Annotated in this window: 17 protein-coding genes; 9 read left to right on the top strand and 8 right to left on the bottom strand. The window is 29.8% G+C overall.

Annotated elements, in window-relative coordinates; translation table 11 throughout:
* Positions 1-16: 16 nt before the first annotated feature.
* Genes L8Y18_RS06730 through L8Y18_RS06715 form a run of 4 tightly spaced genes read left to right on the top strand, consistent with a single transcriptional unit; the run spans position 17 to position 3363 of the window.
* The gene (locus L8Y18_RS06730) at positions 17-1726 is read left to right on the top strand and encodes an acetolactate synthase large subunit (protein WP_263676528.1); all 1710 of its coding nucleotides are present in this window, start codon (positions 17-19) and stop codon (positions 1724-1726) included.
* On the top strand, positions 1723-2190 hold the full coding sequence (ilvN, locus tag L8Y18_RS06725; protein WP_039626144.1) for an acetolactate synthase small subunit: 468 nt from the start codon (positions 1723-1725) through the stop codon (positions 2188-2190). The genes L8Y18_RS06730 and ilvN overlap by 4 nt, the downstream gene beginning before the upstream one ends.
* Positions 2187-3146, top strand: a complete 960-nt coding sequence (lpxD, locus tag L8Y18_RS06720) for a UDP-3-O-(3-hydroxymyristoyl)glucosamine N-acyltransferase (RefSeq protein WP_263664953.1) — start codon at positions 2187-2189, stop codon at positions 3144-3146. The genes ilvN and lpxD overlap by 4 nt, the downstream gene beginning before the upstream one ends.
* Complete coding sequence (locus tag L8Y18_RS06715) at positions 3139-3363, top strand: hypothetical protein (protein WP_133318859.1); 225 nt, start codon at positions 3139-3141, stop codon at positions 3361-3363. The genes lpxD and L8Y18_RS06715 overlap by 8 nt, the downstream gene beginning before the upstream one ends.
* 1 nt (position 3364) lies before the next feature.
* Here L8Y18_RS06715 and ccsA read toward each other — a convergent pair whose 3' ends face one another.
* From ccsA to L8Y18_RS06675, 8 genes are all read right to left on the bottom strand, one after another.
* Entirely contained in the window at positions 3365-6064 is a 2700-nt protein-coding gene (gene ccsA / locus L8Y18_RS06710) for a cytochrome c biogenesis protein (RefSeq protein WP_263676527.1), read from the bottom strand.
* Between the two features lie 9 nt (positions 6065-6073).
* A complete protein-coding gene (locus L8Y18_RS06705) occupies positions 6074-6673 on the bottom strand; it encodes a SoxW family protein (RefSeq protein ID WP_263660777.1) in 600 nt (199 codons plus the stop codon).
* Between the two features lie 56 nt (positions 6674-6729).
* Positions 6730-8748: a rhodanese-like domain-containing protein gene (locus L8Y18_RS06700; RefSeq protein WP_412175458.1), complete on the bottom strand. Its 2019-nt coding sequence runs from the start codon at positions 8746-8748 to the stop codon at positions 6730-6732.
* 95 nt (positions 8749-8843) lie between these two features.
* Complete coding sequence (locus tag L8Y18_RS06695; protein ID WP_133318862.1) at positions 8844-10781, bottom strand: multiheme c-type cytochrome; 1938 nt, start codon at positions 10779-10781, stop codon at positions 8844-8846.
* 182 nt (positions 10782-10963) lie between these two features.
* Complete coding sequence (locus L8Y18_RS06690; RefSeq protein WP_263664950.1) at positions 10964-11599, bottom strand: helix-turn-helix transcriptional regulator; 636 nt, start codon at positions 11597-11599, stop codon at positions 10964-10966.
* A gap of 105 nt (positions 11600-11704) precedes the next feature.
* Entirely contained in the window at positions 11705-12199 is a 495-nt protein-coding gene (ftnA, locus tag L8Y18_RS06685) for a non-heme ferritin (protein ID WP_220566403.1), read from the bottom strand.
* A gap of 73 nt (positions 12200-12272) precedes the next feature.
* Positions 12273-13436, bottom strand: a complete 1164-nt coding sequence (locus tag L8Y18_RS06680; protein ID WP_263676526.1) for a sensor histidine kinase — start codon at positions 13434-13436, stop codon at positions 12273-12275.
* A 128-nt stretch (positions 13437-13564) separates the two neighbouring features.
* Positions 13565-14224 carry a response regulator transcription factor gene (locus tag L8Y18_RS06675; RefSeq protein WP_043019788.1) on the bottom strand — a complete coding sequence of 220 codons (660 nt, stop codon included), beginning with the start codon at positions 14222-14224 and terminating at the stop codon, positions 13565-13567.
* Between the two features lie 86 nt (positions 14225-14310).
* On the opposite strand from L8Y18_RS06675, the gene L8Y18_RS06670 reads away from it, so the two are divergent.
* The 5 genes from L8Y18_RS06670 to L8Y18_RS06650 form a co-directional block, all read left to right on the top strand.
* Positions 14311-15294, top strand: a complete 984-nt coding sequence (locus L8Y18_RS06670; protein ID WP_257928718.1) for a substrate-binding domain-containing protein — start codon at positions 14311-14313, stop codon at positions 15292-15294.
* A gap of 16 nt (positions 15295-15310) precedes the next feature.
* Positions 15311-16225: a phosphate ABC transporter permease subunit PstC gene (gene pstC / locus L8Y18_RS06665; RefSeq protein WP_047208303.1), complete on the top strand. Its 915-nt coding sequence runs from the start codon at positions 15311-15313 to the stop codon at positions 16223-16225.
* On the top strand, positions 16222-17310 hold the full coding sequence (gene pstA, locus L8Y18_RS06660; protein ID WP_133318866.1) for a phosphate ABC transporter permease PstA: 1089 nt from the start codon (positions 16222-16224) through the stop codon (positions 17308-17310). Before pstC ends, pstA begins: the two co-directional genes overlap by 4 nt.
* Positions 17307-18047: a phosphate ABC transporter ATP-binding protein PstB gene (gene pstB, locus L8Y18_RS06655; protein ID WP_087700725.1), complete on the top strand. Its 741-nt coding sequence runs from the start codon at positions 17307-17309 to the stop codon at positions 18045-18047. Before pstA ends, pstB begins: the two co-directional genes overlap by 4 nt.
* Positions 18048-18106: 59 nt before the next feature.
* The coding region (locus tag L8Y18_RS06650) for a DUF2920 family protein (RefSeq protein ID WP_263676525.1) at positions 18107-18564 on the top strand (458 nt) is incomplete at its 3' end.

Genomic DNA, 18564 nt, shown 5'->3' with positions numbered 1-18564 from the left:
GCAAAAAGGTAAAATAATGAAAGAGCTAAATGGCTCGCAAATGATTTGTGAAGCATTAAAAGAAGAAAATGTTAAAGTAGTTTTTGGTTATCCTGGTGGTGCGGCTTTAAATATTTATGATGAAATTTATAAGCAAACTCATTTTAAACACATTTTAGTCAGACACGAGCAAGCGGCCTTACATAGTGCTGATGCTTATGCTAGAATGAGTGGTAAAGTTGGTGTGGCAGTAGTTACAAGTGGACCTGGTTTTACTAATACAGTTACAGGTTTAGCTACTGCTTATAGTGATTCTATACCTTTGGTTTTAATTTCAGCTCAAGTTGCAAATTCTTTAATAGGAACAGATGCTTTTCAAGAAATCGATGCTATAGGTATTTCAAGACCTTGTGTAAAGCATAATTATTTAGTAAAAAATATCGAAGAATTACCTAAAATTTTAAAAGAAGCTTTTTATATTGCTACAACAGGTAGAAAAGGGCCTGTGCATATTGATATACCTAAAGATGTTACTGCTGCTATGGGTGTATGGCATTATCCTAAAGAAATTTCTATGAAAACTTACAAGCCAACCTATAAAGGAAATATCAAGCAAATTAAAAAATTAGTAAGTTTGATTAAAAATGCCCAAAAACCTTTATTTTACCTAGGTGGAGGTTGTATAGCTTCTAATGCTAGTGACGAATTAAGAGATTTGATTCATTTTTGCCAAATTCCTGCAGTTGAAACTTTGATGGCTCTAGGGATTTTAAGAAGTGATGATGAGCTTAATTTAAAAATGGCAGGTATGCATGGAAGTTATTGTGCAAATATCGCTTTAAGTGAGTGTGATTTGCTCATTGCTGTGGGTGCTAGGTTTGATGATAGGATTACTGGTAAAACAAGTGAGTTTGCTAAGGGTGCAAAAATCGTTCATATTGATATAGATCCAAGCTCTATTTCTAAAATCATCGAAGCGCATTTTCCTATAGTTGGGGATATTAAAAGTGTTATTTTAGATACCTTAGAAGAATTAAAAAAAGAAAGTTTTGACAACACAAAATACCAAGAATGGTTTAAAACTTTACAAAACTATCAACAATTATATCCTTTAATCTATGAAGATAGCGATGAAGTTTTAAAACCTCAATGGGTTATAGAAGAATGTGCTAGATTAGCTCCTGATGCAAGGATAATTACTGATGTGGGGCAACATCAAATGTGGGTAGCGCAATTTTATCCTTTTAATTATGCTAGACAACTTGCAACAAGCGGTGGGCAAGGAACTATGGGGTATTCTTTACCGGCCGCACTTGGGGCTAAATTAGCTGTAGATGAAGAAGTTGTAATAAATTTTGTAGGCGATGGTTCTTTTTTAATGAATATACAAGAGCTAATGACAGCAAGTGCTTATGGAATTAAAGTGATTAATATCATTTTAAATAATTCTTTTTTAGGTATGGTAAGACAATGGCAAAGTATGTTTTATAAAGAAAGATTTTCTAATACAGATCTAACAAGTCAACCTGATTTTGTTACTATTGCTAAAGGTTTTCATTGTGAGGGTTATAATGTTTTTAATAAAGAAGAATTTCAAAAAACTTTTAAAGCAGCCTTAGAATCTAAAAAAACTTGTGTTTTAAATGTAGCTATAGATCGTTATGAAGATGTATTACCTATGGTTCCTGCGGGCGGAGCTATTTATAATATGATTTTACCTAGCTATAAAAACAAGGATAAAAAATGAAAAGAAGAGTAATTTCTGTCATTGTATTAAATGAGCATGGGGTATTATCACGCGTTGTCGGGCTTTTTTCAGGACGCGGTTATAATATAGAATCTCTTACGGTTGCTCCACTTGATGATAAAGAATTCTCAAGGATAAATATCGTTACTTTAGGCGATGAAAAAGTTTTTGAGCAAATCATAAAACAACTTCATAAACTCATACCTACTTATAAGGTAATTGATTCTAGTGATTTTATAGAAAAAGAAACAGCTTTGGTAAAGATTGCTTTAAATGAAAATTTTGCAGGTTTAGATGCCATATTAAAAGCTTATAATGGCAGTGTGACTTATAGTGATGATGAGTTTATTATAGTAATGGCAAGTGATGATGCAAAAAATATCGATAACTTTTTAAAAACTATGAAAAAGTATAATCCTATTAGTGTAGTTAGAAGTGGTTCTATTTTAATGGAGGTAAAATGAAAATTAGTGAAATTGCTAAATTTTTAGGCATAGAATATTGCGGAGATGATATAGAAATTACAGCTTTAAATTCATTAAATAATGCAAGTTTTACTGAACTTAGTTATTGCGATGGAGAAAAAAACTCTAAAAAAATTACAAGTAGTGGAGCTGGGGCTATATTAGTCTCAAAAGAATTTGAAAATTTAGTTTCAAAAGATTGTGTTAAATTAGTTGTTGATAATCCACATTTATCTTTTGCGCTTTTAAGTAAGCTTTTTGCTAAACCTTTAATTTCTAGTGAAAAGAAAAATTCTAAAATCGCTAAAAGTGCCAAGATTATGCCAAATGTTTATATTGGAGAAAATGTCCAAATAGCTGATCATGTAGTGATAATGGCAGGAGCTTATATAGGCGATAATGTAAGTATAGGTGAATATACTACAATCCATCCAAATGTTGTGATTTATAATGACACTAAAATAGGTAAAAAATGTCATTTACTGGCAAATTGTGTTATAGGTAGTGATGGTTTTGGCTATGCGCATACAAAAAATGGCGAGCATTATAAGATTTATCACAATGGGAATGTTATTTTAGAAGATTTTGTAGAAGTTGGAGCTTGCACGACTATTGATAGAGCGGTTTTTGAAAGCACTATCATAAAGCAAGGTACAAAGATTGATAATCTTGTTCAAGTAGGGCATAATTGTGAAGTAGGGGAGAATTGTCTTATAGTAGCTCAAAGTGGAATTTCAGGCTCAAGTATTTTGGGTAAAAATGTCACCATGGGTGGACAAAGCGCTACAAGCGGACATTTAGAAATAGGAGATTTTGCTACCATAGCAGCAAGAGGTGGGGTCACTAAAAATTTAGAAGGTGCTAGGGTTTATGGTGGTTTTCCTATTATGCTTCAAAAAGATTGGTTGAAATTTCAAGCAAAAATTATCACAGCTTTTAGGGATAAACATGAGTAAAAAAATATTTAAAACTATAGAATTACATGGCAGTAAAAGTGGAGAAATAAGCCTTTGTAATCTTTCTAATCCTTATGGTATAGGAAGTAATGATGTCTTAAGTATAGGTGTGGCTTTGAAAAAAGAAAATGGAATAGATTGGAAAGTTCACATTCCATATGAAAATTTAAAAGATCTCATCCATGCACTTCAAGAAATAGAAAAAAGCAAAGCCTAGTTTAAAAACTAGGCGTATTTAAATCCCGTTTTCTTCCTGCGCTAATAATTAAAATAAAATTAAGTACAATCAAAACATACACAAAAGTTGGTATAGGAAAAGCATCACCATTTGCATAAGAATGAAGCCCAGAAAGATAAAAATTCACTCCAAAATAAGTCATTAATATGCTATAAAAGGCTAAAACACTAGCACTTGCAAAAACAAAAATAAAATAAGTTTTAAAAATAAATCTTAAGTGCAATACTATAGTATAAACTACAATAGAAATCAAAGCCCAAGTTTCTTTTGGATCCCAACCCCAATATCTTCCCCAGCTTTCATTGGCCCAAACTCCGCCTAAAAAATTTCCTATTGTAAGCATTGCAAGTCCTATTATCATAGACATTTCATTAACGCAGTGTAATTTAATGATGTTTAAATCTATATTTTTATTTTTACCCCTTAAAGCAAAAAGAATTAAACTCAAAATCCCTATAATAAAACAAAGTGCTAAAAATCCATAACTTGCTGTTATAATAGAAACATGAATATTAAGCCAATATGATTTTAAAACAGGTACTAAATTTCCAATTTGAGGATCCATAAAGCCAAGATGAGCTACAAAAAGCGAAATGCCTGCTAAAAAACTCGCACCACATAAAGCTAAGAGTGATTTTTTAAAAAATATCACAGCACTTATCGCACAAGCAAAAGCTATGTAAATCATGCTTTCATAAGCATTACTCCAAGGAGCATGCCCACCTACATACCAACGAATGCTTAAAGCTAGTGCATGTATGATTACACATATACTTAAAATGATGTAAAAAAATCTATATACAAAGGCAGATAAAGAAATATTTTTTAATATAGTATAAAAACTTAAAAAGAAAAACACTAACGCAAAGCTAATATAAACAAAAGTTAGATTATCAAAGATATTGTAATGATTAAGCAGTATTTCAAGATCTAATCTTTCTTTTGGTGGTAAAACACTGCTTCCATAGTGATTTTGAAAATCTTTTAAAGATTGTAAAATTTCATTCGCATCTTGCCATTGATTATTTTCAACACCATTGCGAACTTGTAAAAAATAGCTAACTAAAAGCATTTGTAAACGCTCTACATCTTCTTTTGCAAAAGGTAAAATTTGCACCGGAGAATACCACTTTAAACTTTGTTCATTAATATCAGGAAAAATAGTTAAAGCTTGACCGCTATAAATATAATATGCATGATTTATTTTTTCATCTAAGGCTAGTAAATCTTTATCGAAGTTAGTTCTTAGTGAGGGCTTTTTGCGGTTAGCTTCCTCAACATAATTACTAAGTTTATATACCTCATTATCAAACACATCATCAAATGCTATGTATTTTTCATTTATATCTGTGCCTATTAATTCTCTTAGCTTGCTTGTTTTTGTAGCTATCATTTTGATTTTTCTAAATTCTTTAGGATAAATCATCATTGCTAGAAAAATTTGATCATAGTGAAGATTTAAAAATTTTTCTTTTTGAGTGATTTTATAAACAAACTCCATTGCCAAAGTATCTAAAGGCTTGATTCTACCATTATGATCTTGCACAAGTAATCTTGCAAAATTTAAAGAATGTTCATAGGAATTTTTTTGCAAATTCGAGATTAAATTTAAAATTTCATTTTTATCTTCTTGTGCAAAAAGTGGAGTTTGTAAATTTGCAAAAAGCAAAATAAACAATACAAAACTTTGACCTTTTTTTAAATAAATGCTTAAACGATGAAATCTTGAGTTTTTATCAAATAAAACCCATAAAAATCCCAAAATCAATAAAGTATAACCTATATAAGTAGGGATTTTACCAGGATCTTTATTAACTGAAAGTATAGTGCCTTGCTCATCTTGATCATAAGAGCTTTGAAAAAATCTATATCCACCATAATCAAGAACATTATTCATAAAAATATCATAATCTAGATTAATATTATTTTGCTTATCTATGATTTGAATTTTTGAAGTATAAGAAGATGGACTCATAGAGCCTAAATAACGCTCTAGTATAAAATCTTTTAAGTGTAATGCAAAAGGAAGCTTAATTTCTCTTGGTCCCCAATTGATAGTAAAATTTTTTCCCTGTAAGTTAAAATGCACTGCTTGTTTGTTTGTAAAATTTGGATTTAAGATTATTTGTGTATTTGCTTTTTGATAATTAATATTTAATTTTAAGCTAGCAGGTGTGATAGAGTCTTTTTGTGGAGTGTATTTGATAGAGCTTATGATTAATTTTTCGCCATTTAAGTCAATAGTTTTTTTAAAATGCTTTTGAGTTAGCGGGGTAAAGCTAATAGGAAATTCAAAACTGGCATTAGTATCAAAATCAGTAATTTTTATAAATTCTTCTCTAGTAACTATGGTACTCGAGCTTTGATTTTCTCTTATATGCATTCCACCTTCTAAGCCAAAATATCTAGTAAGTCCGGCACCGATTAAAATCACTATAAAAGATAAATGTAAAAGCAAGATAGAGTATTTTTTCTTTTGAAAAAGCTTGTTACAAAATATCACTCCGATTAAATTTAAACCTAGTAATAAATGCAACATATCAAACCAAGCATTATTATAAATTAAAGCTTTAGCTGCACTAATACCAAAATCATTTTCTATAAAGGTTGCCACAGCACAAGCTATGGCATATATGCTCATTAGCAAAAAACTCATTGCAAAAGAAAAAAAATACTGCATTTTTAACCTTTAAATATTATTTTCTTTATAAAAATGTATGAGTTTTTGTGCTATGGTTGCTTCGTCTAAATTTTGATTTTCTTTTTGATTTAAAAACTCCATTGTAGCGCTTAGTCTTTTTGCGCTAATAAAACCAGGATAATTTAGCAAAGTTTGGCTATTTTTGTTTAAAATTACAATAGTAGGGGTGGCTACTATATCATAAATACTAGAAAGTTCAGCTGTACTTAAGTCACTTTTATGGTTTTTATAAAATGTATGAATTTTTTTATAGCTTATATTTATATAATATGAGCTGTATTTGTCTTTTATAAGTTCTTGTATTTTTTTATCATTTTTAATTTCTTCTTTTAATTTATCACAATAAAGGCAGTGATTTGCGCTGAAAATGATTAAAATGTTTTTATCATCACTTTTTATATTTGCATTATCTTTAAATAAATGAGCTATTTCTTCATAAGATTTTTTATCTAAATCATTTGCTTTTTGTAAATTTTCTTTAGAAAATTGTGTACCGCTTGAGATTAAATTAGAATCAAGTTTTTCTTCATTAGAACAAGCTATAAAAAAAATACTTAAAAAACTAAGTGAGAGTATTGTTTTAAACATTTAAAATCCTTGAAAAAATTAGAAAAAGTCCTTATTCGCTATTATAGCGAATAAGGTTATAAGATAGTGTTAAAGAAAGTATAAAGCATTAAAAATAAAAATACCAAACCAGTGATTAGCATTGCAAATCCTGCAAGTTTAGCTAGCCATTGATATGCTTTGAAGTTACTTTTATTTTCATATAAAGTGCTTAATTTTCCACTTTCTTTTAAGCGTTTATACCATACATTTCTTTCTTGTTTAATCTCTTCTTCGCTAATACTTCCTGAAAAAATCACCATATCCATAGGGAAGCGATCTGCTCTAAAATGCGTATTAAAGAAGTGAATTGCAAAAATAAATCCTGTAGCAAGTAAAGCTTCATCAGAGTGAAGTAGGGTTGCTAAGTTGATTGCTTCACCTGGTAAAAATTTACCAAAGAAAGCAGGAAACCATAAAATAAGCCCTGAAATACCAATGATAAACATACCCCAAAATACTGCTAGATAGTCAAATTTTTCCCAATAAGTCCAGCGGTCAAATTGCGGTCTTGGTCCAAAACCAAAGAACCATTTAAAATGATCTTTCATATCTTTAAAATCTTGCCAATTTGGCATTAAAGAATCAGGTCCAAAAGTAGCTTTTAAAACTTTCATAAAGCTTATTTTGCCAGTTATTGGATCCCTTGCTACATCACGGCGTTTCCAATTTACGATGATGATTTCTCCAATGTGAGAGAAAAATACTGCAAACATTACTATGGCTGAAATATGATGTATGGTTGCAGCGTTAATGATATCTCCACCCATTAAATCAATCATAGGTTTAGCCCATGCTGAATCATAGAATTTTTGCGGTAAGCCTGAGAATGCAAGACCCAAAAAGCTAACTGCCATAAAAAAATGCTGAATTCTATGAAAAGTGCTAAATCTTCTTACTCTTACTTTATCTTCATGTGCTGCTTTTCTTGCTTCTTTCCATTCTTTAGGATATTTTATACGCATAGCAATTAAACGCAAGCACCAAAGTATAGTATGGGCTCCAAAGAAAACAAATACAGAAATGACCAAAATAGTCATGAATATATAAGCACCATGTAATCCAGGATATTTTTCACCATCACTATGATCAGCATGTGCCATCCAATTTGCGAAATTTTCATTTGCATTTGGGTGGCATGATTTGCAAGTTTGAACACGGTTAATTGGCGAGAGGGTTGAGCTTCTTTCACTTGATTTTAAAATATTGTGTTTGCCATGACAATCAGAACAAGTAGCAACACTTGGAGTTTCACCCGGTGTACTTAATATCATGCCTTTACCATGGAAAGTCATATGAAAAGTTGCACTTTTTTGTTTATGGCATTGTGCACATTTTTGATCGACTAATTGTTTTTGTGAATAAATTCCTGAATGTTTTGGGGTAATATGAATAGAGTGACAAGTCGCACAAGATGGTTTTTCTTTTTTCTTTTGCATATCTTGAGCAGGTAAGAACTTTTCTACTCCATGAGCGCTTTTTGCTAAAGCATTGCTTGCTTTTTCATGGCAAGTTGCACATTTTTGATTGATTAAGTTTTTACTTGCTGCAATATCAGCTCTAATGCCTTTACCTTTTTGAGCATGACAATCACGACAAGATGGGGTATTGCTAAATTTAAATCTTGAGTGAATAGTATCTTTAAACTCGATAATTTCTTTAGCTTTTTCCCATTTAACTGTGTCTATTTTTTCAACTTTTCTACCTGAAGTTACCCATGATTCTATACCATCAAGCATTACAACAGAGTTTTTATAGCCAAGTTCTATAGCAACTGCAGCAGCTTGAGAAGCTTCAAATCTAAAACGATTTAAACCATAAAATACTAAATTTGCATTTTTATCATTAGGTAGTAAATTTTGCCAATTTTCCACATAGGTTGATATGGAATTAGGTATATAGCCATTAGCTTGTCTATCTTGCTCTGAATTGACATCAAAAAAATAAGTATTGTTTTGATCTAGCATTTCTTGAGCTTGTGCTAAGCTAATGCTTTTTACACCTTCTATTGAGCCTATTTCTCCATTAGCCTCAGCAAAAATAAATCCTGATGGCATAAAAAGAGTAAAAAGCACAATAAAAAGTCGAGTAATTAAATTTTTCAAGACTAGCTCCTTATTTTAAGGAAGAATTTTTCATTCTTCCTTTGTTTTTATTTACCATTTAGGATATTTTGTGCTTCTTGGATATAAATTAAAGCTTCTTCTATGATTTTCTTAGAATAAGCAGGTCCATGAACACCCCAAGAACCATCTTTTTCTAGTCTATCAGCTATGGCTTGAGCTTGATTTGTTAGGCTTAATACTTTTGATTTTTGCTCTATTGAAAGTTTATTTTTTTCAGCAAAAGTTTTATCAATATTTGCTATACCTTTTCTAATTTTCTCATATCCTTCTTTAACAGGGTTTTGCCACTGCATTACTTTATCATAAATCATTTCTTGATTGCTAAAGTGAAGTTTTTCAGGTAAGGTTGATTGTACAGGACTATGACAACCACTTGCACCAGGACCCATTAGGTTAATATCACTAAAACTAGTTCTACCACAACTCCACATTAAATCAAGGAAGAATCTACCTTCATCATCTCTAGCTATGGTCCAACCACCAACTTTAGGCGATCTTTCTTTACCTTCTGGTGGATTAAGTGTTTTTGCGGTTTTATCTACTTTGATATTCCAAATATGTGAAGCTCTAACATTATCAAATCCACCTTTATCAGGGTTTTGAACTGCTCCAAAGTTTTCACAACTCATCATATTTGGCATGTGACAAGCTGTACAGTTATCTTTTGCGTGAATTCCACCTTTTTTGAAAAAGCTTGCTTGAGTTTCATGACAATCTTTGCAAGTTTTTTTAAGTTTTGTTTTAGTATAACCGCTTTTCCAATCATTAAAAGTTACTTCATGCGGATCATGACAAGTATTACATCTCATACCCTTATCGTAGTGTGCTGAAGAATACATTTGAGCACCTTCTGTTCCACACGCAGGACAACTTGATTTAAAATACGCATTGAAAGGTTTTCTAGGATTGATTTTAGCATCGGTTTCATTGTATGAAAATCTTTGATGACATCTTTCACAATTTGATGGCATACCCGCACCTCTTGCTCCATAAAGATGTGCTCCAGCCCCATGGCATTCCTCGCAAGTAATGCCTTTTGAGATGGTATGTTTTTGAAGTTCTTTTGGATTACCCAGTGCTTTGTAAAATTCTTCCTTGCTTTTAAAGTCAAATTTAAAAGTATGACAGGTTTCACAATACGCAGTAGCAGGTTGGAAAACCGCTTTTTCTTTATAGGTTGCAGCATAAGAGTTTGTTCCCCATACTTGAGAGCCATTTCCTCCAAAATCTTCCATTTTAGTAGGAAAACCAGGTGCAAATGCAGCTATTTTTTGTGCCATTTCAGGGGTTAAAAACTCACTCCAAAGTCTTGAAAATTGATTACCTCCAGCGGTTAATTTACCACTTAAATCACTCAAATTTCCATCTTCAACATGGTAAGTTCCACGCACAAGCCATCTATCTATAAAACCATATTTTGTTCTTGGCGTTCCAATGAGAGCATAAACATCATTTGGATAAATTCCATCGGGTAAAATAGTAGCTTGAGAATTATACATAGGTTTTTTCAAACCTTCAGCTCCACCAACTTCTTCCATTTCATGTGGAAAACGCACGGTTTTTGCATGACGAGAGCGCTCCCAAGAAGCATATTGAGCAGGATGGCATTCGCCACATTTTTTTGGACCCACAAATTTGTTTGGAAAATCCAAAAAAGATTCATAAGGCAAGCGATAAGTAATAGAAGCTTGTTTTAAATCATGCTCGGCAGCAAATTTAGCTCCATTTTGATTTACAACCCAATTTTCAGTTCTATCACTATGGGTAAATTTACCCACCAAACGCCCTTCTTTTTCATATTTAAAAATAGGGTGATTTTTATAAAGATAATCAAAAAATGCATCTTCTTGAGCCACATAACCATCAAGGGTTCTAGGCTCTGAAGAAGCAAAAGCTTGTGTAGTCAAACTAATGCCCAATGCTAAACAAGCATAAGTGGCGACTTTAGCTAGTTTATGTTTCATAACTTCCCTTTCATGTAGTTTTGTTAAAAGATAAAAACACTCTTATTTATTATCTATTAACTTTTAAAACATAATTTTGACTATTTTTTAATAAAAATTAACTTAAAAATATAATTTATTAACTTTTTATTAATTTAAATAATAAAAATTATCATATAGAAAAAGAAGTTATTTGCTAAATATTAAATTCTACTAATAGTCCCTACTACCTTACCTACAATTAAAAAGTCTCCATTTTGATAATGAACATCCGCATAACTTAGGTTAAAAGAGTGTAAATAAACTCCGCCTTTATTGCTTTTAAAAATTTGTTTGATAAATAAACCATCTCTGGTATTTACTGCAAAAACTCCACCTTCTTTAAAGCTTTTGCTTTTATCTACTAAACACAAAGAATCATCTTTGATTTCAGGCTCCATGCTATCGCCTATACATGGGATGATATCACAATCTTTAGAGTCAAAAAAATCACTTAGCTTTTCATCTATAATCACTTCTGAAAAACTTACATTATCATTTAAAGCTCCACCTCCCATAGAAGCATTAACATCATAATATTTTAAAACATTATAGTTTAGATCATGCGTTAGAGTATTACTCTCAAGGGAATCTTCATAAAAAAACGCATTGATATTAATATTTCTCTCATTTAAAAAATGAAGTATTTGTTTATAAGGTATGGAATTTCTAAATTTCATACTATAAAAGGTATCAGGATTGATATTTAGCATCTTAGCTACATCAGAATCTTTGGCGTTTTTTATTCCTTCTTTTTGGAGTATAAATTTTAATTTATCAGTAATTTCATTCATTTGCATAAAAATCCTTTTAAATAAAAAGTATTTTAGCAAATTTACTTTTATTTTGCAAGAATTCTTTTAAATTAAAAGATATTTAGCTTCCAAATTTATGGAAGCTAAAAATTATTTATTAGTCAGACTTTTGATGTATTGATCTACCATGTATAAGCCATTGCCATTATCGCTTATGAGTTTGATTTTATCTACTATACCTCTAAAAAGCGCTTCCTCTTCGTGTTGTTCGCTTACATACCATTGTAGAAAATTAAAAGTAGAATAATCTTTACTTGAAAGCATAAAATCTACAAGATTATTAATAGAAGCAGTGATACTTTGCTCATGCTCAAAAGTTTTTTCAAATACATCAAGCAATGATTTAAAATCACTATCAGGTTTTTTAACTTCTTTTAATTCTACTTTAGAATCAGTTTCATTCAAATAAGTGATGAGTTTTCTAGCATGATCACTTTCTTCTCTTGCATGCTCGAACAAAAATGCCCCTGCACCATCAAAACTATGCTCATAGCACCATGAACTCATACTCAAATACAAATTTGCTGCATACATTTCTTTATTAATTTGCTCATTTAATAAAGCTACTACTTCTTTTGAAAGCATTTTCTCTCCTTTAAGTGTTATTGCTTTATTATATTAATATAGTTTTATTAAAAAGATATTAATAATAAAAAAATTATTTTGTATTTTTTATACTAAAAGAAAAAACACTGCCTTTTTGTGGGTTAGATTGAATTTTTAAAGAACTTTTGTGTAAAGTGAGTATTTTTTTAACTAAAAACAATCCTAGTCCAAAAGAATTGTTTTGGCTAGTATTGATTTTATAAAATTTTTTTGTGATTAGTTTTAAATATTTTTCCTCTATGCCTATGCCTTGATCTTGTATAGTAAATTCTTGGTTTTTAACTTCAATAAAAATATCTTTTTGACTATATTTTAGTGCATTGCTAATGAGATTAATAATAACTTGCTCAATGAGAAAAGAATCTGCTTTTATGAAAGTTTGCTCTCCTTGAATTTTAATCCTGCCTTCATTAAAATTTTCAACAATATTTTTACTTAAAGCATATAAATCAAAATTTTCTTCATTTAAAGATGTGATATTTAAATTAAAAACAAAATTTAGTTTGTGTGTTAGTTGGTTGATTTTTACGCTTTGCTTGTGAATTTTTTCAAGCATAAATTTTCTCATAGTTTCATCATTATGTTCTTTTTCTAAAGATTGCAAACTTAAATTTATAACACTTAAAGGATTTTTTAACTCATGTGAAATAGCGCTGATTAAATTTGAAAGTTGAGTGTTTTTCATTTTAATTTTTTTGGCTTGTTTTTTATTTTGTAATTCTTTCTCATAAAATAACTTTTTTATTTTTAATAATCTTAAATTTAAAGAATTTAAATCATAAAAAAAGTTCTTTGTAAAATGAAATTCTGATTGACTCTTTATATTTTTAATAAACAAAAGTAATTCTTGAAAGTATTTTTTAAAAAAGTTAAATATAAAAATATATATTGCAGTTAATACTGCTAAAAAAAGTAAAAAAATCAAAATATTTTTTATCCAAAAATCTTGTATTTTTGCGTTTATTTTTGGATAAACAATGATGATGTATTTATATCCTTCATATTGATAAGCTTTATAATAAATTTCTTTATTATTAAAAAATTCATGTGTAAAATCTGCGTTAAATTGATTTTTAAAGAAATCAAAATCATCTAAAGATGAGATGGTTTTTCCATCTTTTTTGATGATAAAATCTGCTCTTGTTTGTTGAGAAAATTCTTGAATATTGTTTGTATTGAGTGTTTTTATAATGCTAAATTTTAATGTATCATTCAAAGTTTTTAATTTTTGCTCATAAGTGCTTTTTATAGTGTTGTTTATATATTGCACATTAACAAAATAAAACAATCCTATAAAAAATATACAAAAACATATAAAAAATAAAGCAAAAAAATTTCTGATTTTTAACACAATTTATAACCCACCGAGCGCACTGAAATGATATTTTCTTTAATTTGTGGAATTTTTTGTTTTAATCTTAAAATAGCCGTATTGATTGTCTTATCGCTTGTTGTGTCATTTTTCCATACCTGCTCACTTAAAAATTGACGGCTTAGAAGTTGATTTTTGTGATTAAAAAAACACTTGAGTAATTCTACATCTAGGGTTGATAAATTTTCAAATGTATTTGTTTGATAAATTAATTTCCTTTCTTCTATATATAAAGTAAAATCTTGATAAGAAATTTGTTCTTTTGGAGTTTTATTTCTTTTAGTTACGGCTTTGATTCTAAATAAAAGTTCATTAAAATCAAAAGGTTTGCATATATAATCATCACAGCCTTGCTCAAAACCTTCTAAAATATCTTTTTGTAAAGTCTTTGCACTAAGAAAAATCACAGGCTCCATATAACCTTTTTTTCTTAATTGTTTTATCATCTCTACACTATCGCCACTTGGTAAATTTCTATCCATGATGATTAAGTCTATTTCATTTGTATCTAGAAAGGTTTCTAAGTCAAAAAAATCAAAATAATTATAAATTTTTATATTTTCTTGACTAAGTCTTAAACTAATTAACTCATTTAAATCTTTATCATCTTCTATCAAAATAACATTTAGCATATAAAATTATATCAAAAAATACATGTATCCAAAATGTTTCCAAGTTTTTTTAAATTTTCATTACTTTTTTAAAACAAGGAGAAAAAATGAAAAAACTTTTGGCTTTAAGTGTGGCTACCTTTGTTAGTTTAAACGCAGCAGAATTAAAAATAGCAGGTTCATCTACTGTCTATCCTTTTACTTCTTTTGTTGCTGAAGAGTATGCTTCTATAAAAAATACAAAAACACCTATAGTTGAAAGTCTTGGCACAGGCGGTGGTTTTAAAGTGTTTTGCGAGGGAATTACTGATATTTCTAATGCTTCAAGAGCAATCAAGCCAAGTGAATTTGAAACTTGTAAAAAATCAGGTGTGAGTGATATAGTCGGGATTATGATAGGTTATGATGGCATAGTTTTAGCTCAAAATAAAATCAATGCTCCATTAAATATAAGCTTACATGAGTTATTTTTAGCTTTGGCCAAAGAAATTCCACAAGATGGAAAATTAGTCCCAAATCCTTATACAAATTGGCAACAAATCAATAAAAATCTACCAAATAGAAAAATTACAATCTATGGCCCTCCATCAAGTTCAGGAACAAGAGATAGTATAGAAGAACTTGTAATGGTAGATATTTCTAAAAAAATTCCTGAATATAAAGGTGCATATAAAACTATACGCCAAGATGGAGCATTTATACCAAGTGGAGAAAACGATAATTTAATTGTTTCAAAACTTTCTGTTGATAAAGAAGCTTTTGGGCTTTTTGGATACGGATTTTTAGCTAGCAATGATGATAAGATTAATGCAGTTGATATTGATGGTGTAAAAGCTGATGAGAAAAATATTTCCGAAGGAAAATATAAACTAGCTCGTTCTTTGTTTATATATATGAATGCTAAGAAAAATCCAGAAGTATTTGAATTTGCAAAAATTTATATGAGTGATGATTTAGCTAAAAGCGGAGCAGAATTAGAAAAAATAGGATTAGTTCCTTTGGATGAAAAAACTTTAAAACAAACCCAAAAACATATAGAAGAAAAAGGTTTATTAACTGATGAGCTTGTTAAAGCAGGGAAAGTTTTTTAATTTTTAGGATGAAAAATTGATAAAAGAAAAAATAATAAAATTAACGCTTTTTCTTTGTGCTTTTGTTAGCGTAGTAGTAAGCTTTGCTATTATGCTAACTATTTTAATAGAGGCATTAAAATTTTTTCAAAAAGAAAGCGTATTTACTTTTTTATTCTCAAGTCAGTGGGCAGCAGATGCTGCATTTGTAGGTGCTGATGGAAGTAGCAAGCATGGGGTTTTTGGTGCTTTGAGTTTATTTTGGGGAACTTTTTATATTTCATTAATAGCAATGCTAACAGCCTTACCTTTAGGTGTAATGTGTGCTATTTATCTTGGAGTATTTGCAGGTAAAAAATCTAAAAACTATTTAAAACCTATTTTAGAAATCATAGCAGGAATTCCTACTGTAGTTTTTGGATTTTTCGCAGCCATAGTTGTAGCTCCTTTTATAGTGTGGTTTTTTTCTCTTTTTGGTATAGAAGCTAGTTTTCAAAGTGCCCTAGGTGCAGGTTTTATCATGGGTATTATGATAGTTCCTATAGTGGCTTCACTCTCACAAGATTGCATTGAAGCTGTAAGTTTAAAAAGGATAAATGGAGCTTATGCTTTAGGTATGACTAAAAAAGAAGTCGTTTTTGCAGTAATTTTACCAGAAGCAATGCCAGGTATAGTTGCAGCTTGTCTTTTAGGACTTTCAAGAGCTTTAGGTGAAACGATGATTGTTGTTATGGCTGCTTCATTGCGTCCAAATTTAACAATGAATTTTTTAGAAGATATGACAACAGTGACTGTAAAAATAGTAGAAGCATTAAGCGGTGATCAAGCTTTTGATAGTTCTTTAGCTTTAAGTGCATTTTCTTTAGGGCTTGTGCTTTTTATTATTACATTAATCATTAATATTTTTAGCGTTTATTTGATAAATCGCTTCCATAAAAGGAAAAATTTATGAAAAAACTTTTTAAACAAAGAAAAAAAGCTTCAAAAAATTTCAAAAGATTCTGTAAAATGGGGCTTTATATAAACCTTATTTTTCTTTGTATTTTTTTATCAAGCGTAGGGTATCTTGGGATAGGAGCTTTTAAGCAAACTTACATTTATGCCCAGGCTGATAGAAATAGCCCTTCATATGAGCTTTTATCGCGTGCTGAACAAAGGAAAATAAGAACGGGTCAAATCAAAGAAAAATCTTGGCTTTTAGCAAATTCTGAAGTTGATCAATATATGAAAAAAAATTACAATAAACTAAGCGATGAACAAAAAACTTTAGTTGATGAATTAGTTCAAAAGCAAGAAATCAAACTAAGTTTTAATACAAATTTTTTCCTTAATGGAGATTCTAAATCACCTGAAAATTCAGGAATCTTTGCTTCTGTGGTTGGAACTTTACTTGTGATGATAGTATGTATGGTTGTAAGTATCCCAATAGGAGTTGGAGCAGCTATTTATTTAGAAGAATTTGCTCCGCAAAATGTATTTACGCATTTTATAGAAGTGTGTATTAATAACCTTGCAAGTATTCCTAGTATTTTATTTGGACTTTTAGGACTTGGGGTGTTTATTAATCTTTTTGGGATGCCTCGTTCTAGTGCTTTAGTTGGAGGATTAACTTTGGCTATTATGAGCTTACCTATTATTATTGTTTCAACTAAAGCTGCCTTAAAAAGTGTGGATATTAATATGAAAAATGCAGCATATGCTTTAGGCATGACTAAAATTCAAATGATAAAAGGCATTATGTTACCTTTGGCAATGCCTATGATTTTAACAGGTTCTATTTTAACTTTAGCTCAAGCTATTGGCGAAACCGCACCTTTGATGATTATAGGTATGATAGCTTTTATACCTGATGTGGCAAATAGTGTTTTTGCGCCAACAAGTGTTTTACCTGCTCAAATTTTTTCATGGTCAGCTATGCCAGAGCGTGCATTTTTAGAAAGAACAGCAGCAGGAATTATAGTGCTTTTATCTCTTTTGGTGATTTTAAATTTAGCAGCAATACTTTTAAGAAGATATTTTCAAGGAAAATTAAAATGATAGCAAAAACAACAAATCTAAATTTATTTTATGGTAAAAAACAAGCTTTATTTGATATTAATATGGAAATTCAAAAAAATAAAATCACAGCTTTAATAGGTGCTTCAGGCTGTGGAAAATCCACATTTTTGCGTTGTTTTAATAGGATGAATGACAAAATAGCAAAAATCGATGGTCTTGTTGAGATTGATGGAAAAGATGTTAAAAATCAAGATTTAGTCGTGCTTAGAAAAAAAGTTGGAATGGTATTTCAACAACCTAATGTTTTTGTAAAAAGCATTTATGATAATATTTCTTATGCTCCAAAACTCCATGGGATGATCAAAAACAAAGATGAAGAAGATGCTTTGGTGGAAGATTGTCTTAAAAAAGTAGGGCTTTTTGAGGAGGTAAAGGATAAACTAAAACAAAATGCTCTAGCACTTTCAGGTGGTCAGCAACAACGCCTTTGTATAGCAAGAGCTTTGGCCATAAAGCCAAAATTATTACTTTTAGATGAACCAACTTCTGCACTTGATCCTATATCTTCAAGCGTTATAGAAGAGCTTATTAAAGAATTAAGTCATAATCTTTCTATGATCATGGTAACGCATAACATGCAACAAGGTAAGCGCGTAGCTGATTATACTGCATTTTTTCATCTAGGCGAACTTGTAGAATTTGGAGAGAGCAAGGAATTTTTTGAAAATCCTAAAGAAGAAAAAACAAAAGCTTATTTAAATGGAGCTTTTGGATAATTTTTATTTATTTAGAAATTTTGATGATATAATTAATCAAAATTTCTAAAAGGCTTAATATGCTTAAAAATGAAACTTATTTTATAGACTCTTGCAATGATGTAGAATTAAATATAAAAAGAGAAAGTAAATTAGAATATAGAATCACTTATGATGATAGTAAGCAAATGGAAGCTATTGTTTTTATCATAGGTGGATTTGGAGCAAATGCAAATATACATTTTCTAGAAAGTTATAGAAATTTTATAGCTAAAAAATTTGATGTAGTAGCTGTAAATGTATTTTATCATTGTTTTTGCCAAAGAGTTTCTGATGTGGACAAATATAGTGCAACTACTACTTTTATGGAAGATGATTTACCTTTTTTGAAAGAAGTTTTAGAAAATTTCAAAATTCAATCAAGTAAATTAGATACCAATAATGCTCATATACATTATGATTATTTGTATCATACCATTACTAATTTAAAAAATAATAAAATTTTAAATCAAGATTATAAAGCACATATTTATGGAAG

It is taken from the genome of Campylobacter sp. CNRCH_2007_0968H, assembly GCF_025773245.1.
GTDB lineage: Bacteria > Campylobacterota > Campylobacteria > Campylobacterales > Campylobacteraceae > Campylobacter_D > Campylobacter_D lari_D.
The sequence above is the reverse complement of the archived record's forward strand: the minus strand, read 5'-3'. Positions and strand labels throughout refer to the sequence as shown.

Bases quoted from the DNA above. Each gene is read 5' to 3' on its own strand.
- L8Y18_RS06705 (WP_263660777.1), bottom strand. From the start codon at position 6,673: ATGTTTAAAACAATACTCTCACTTAGTTTTTTAAGTATTTTTTTTATA.
- lpxD (WP_263664953.1), top strand. From the start codon at position 2,187: ATGAAAATTAGTGAAATTGCTAAATTTTTAGGCATAGAATATTGCGGA.
- L8Y18_RS06675 (WP_043019788.1), bottom strand. From the start codon at position 14,224: ATGCTAAATGTTATTTTGATAGAAGATGATAAAGATTTAAATGAGTTA.
- pstB (WP_087700725.1), top strand. From the start codon at position 17,307: ATGATAGCAAAAACAACAAATCTAAATTTATTTTATGGTAAAAAACAA.
- L8Y18_RS06695 (WP_133318862.1), bottom strand. From the start codon at position 10,781: ATGAAACATAAACTAGCTAAAGTCGCCACTTATGCTTGTTTAGCATTG.
- L8Y18_RS06730 (WP_263676528.1), top strand. From the start codon at position 17: ATGAAAGAGCTAAATGGCTCGCAAATGATTTGTGAAGCATTAAAAGAA.
- ftnA (WP_220566403.1), bottom strand. From the start codon at position 12,199: ATGCTTTCAAAAGAAGTAGTAGCTTTATTAAATGAGCAAATTAATAAA.
- pstA (WP_133318866.1), top strand. From the start codon at position 16,222: ATGAAAAAACTTTTTAAACAAAGAAAAAAAGCTTCAAAAAATTTCAAA.
- L8Y18_RS06670 (WP_257928718.1), top strand. From the start codon at position 14,311: ATGAAAAAACTTTTGGCTTTAAGTGTGGCTACCTTTGTTAGTTTAAAC.
- L8Y18_RS06715 (WP_133318859.1), top strand. From the start codon at position 3,139: ATGAGTAAAAAAATATTTAAAACTATAGAATTACATGGCAGTAAAAGT.
- ccsA (WP_263676527.1), bottom strand. From the start codon at position 6,064: ATGCAGTATTTTTTTTCTTTTGCAATGAGTTTTTTGCTAATGAGCATA.
- L8Y18_RS06700 (WP_412175458.1), bottom strand. From the start codon at position 8,748: ATGCCATCAGGATTTATTTTTGCTGAGGCTAATGGAGAAATAGGCTCA.
- ilvN (WP_039626144.1), top strand. From the start codon at position 1,723: ATGAAAAGAAGAGTAATTTCTGTCATTGTATTAAATGAGCATGGGGTA.
- L8Y18_RS06690 (WP_263664950.1), bottom strand. From the start codon at position 11,599: ATGCAAATGAATGAAATTACTGATAAATTAAAATTTATACTCCAAAAA.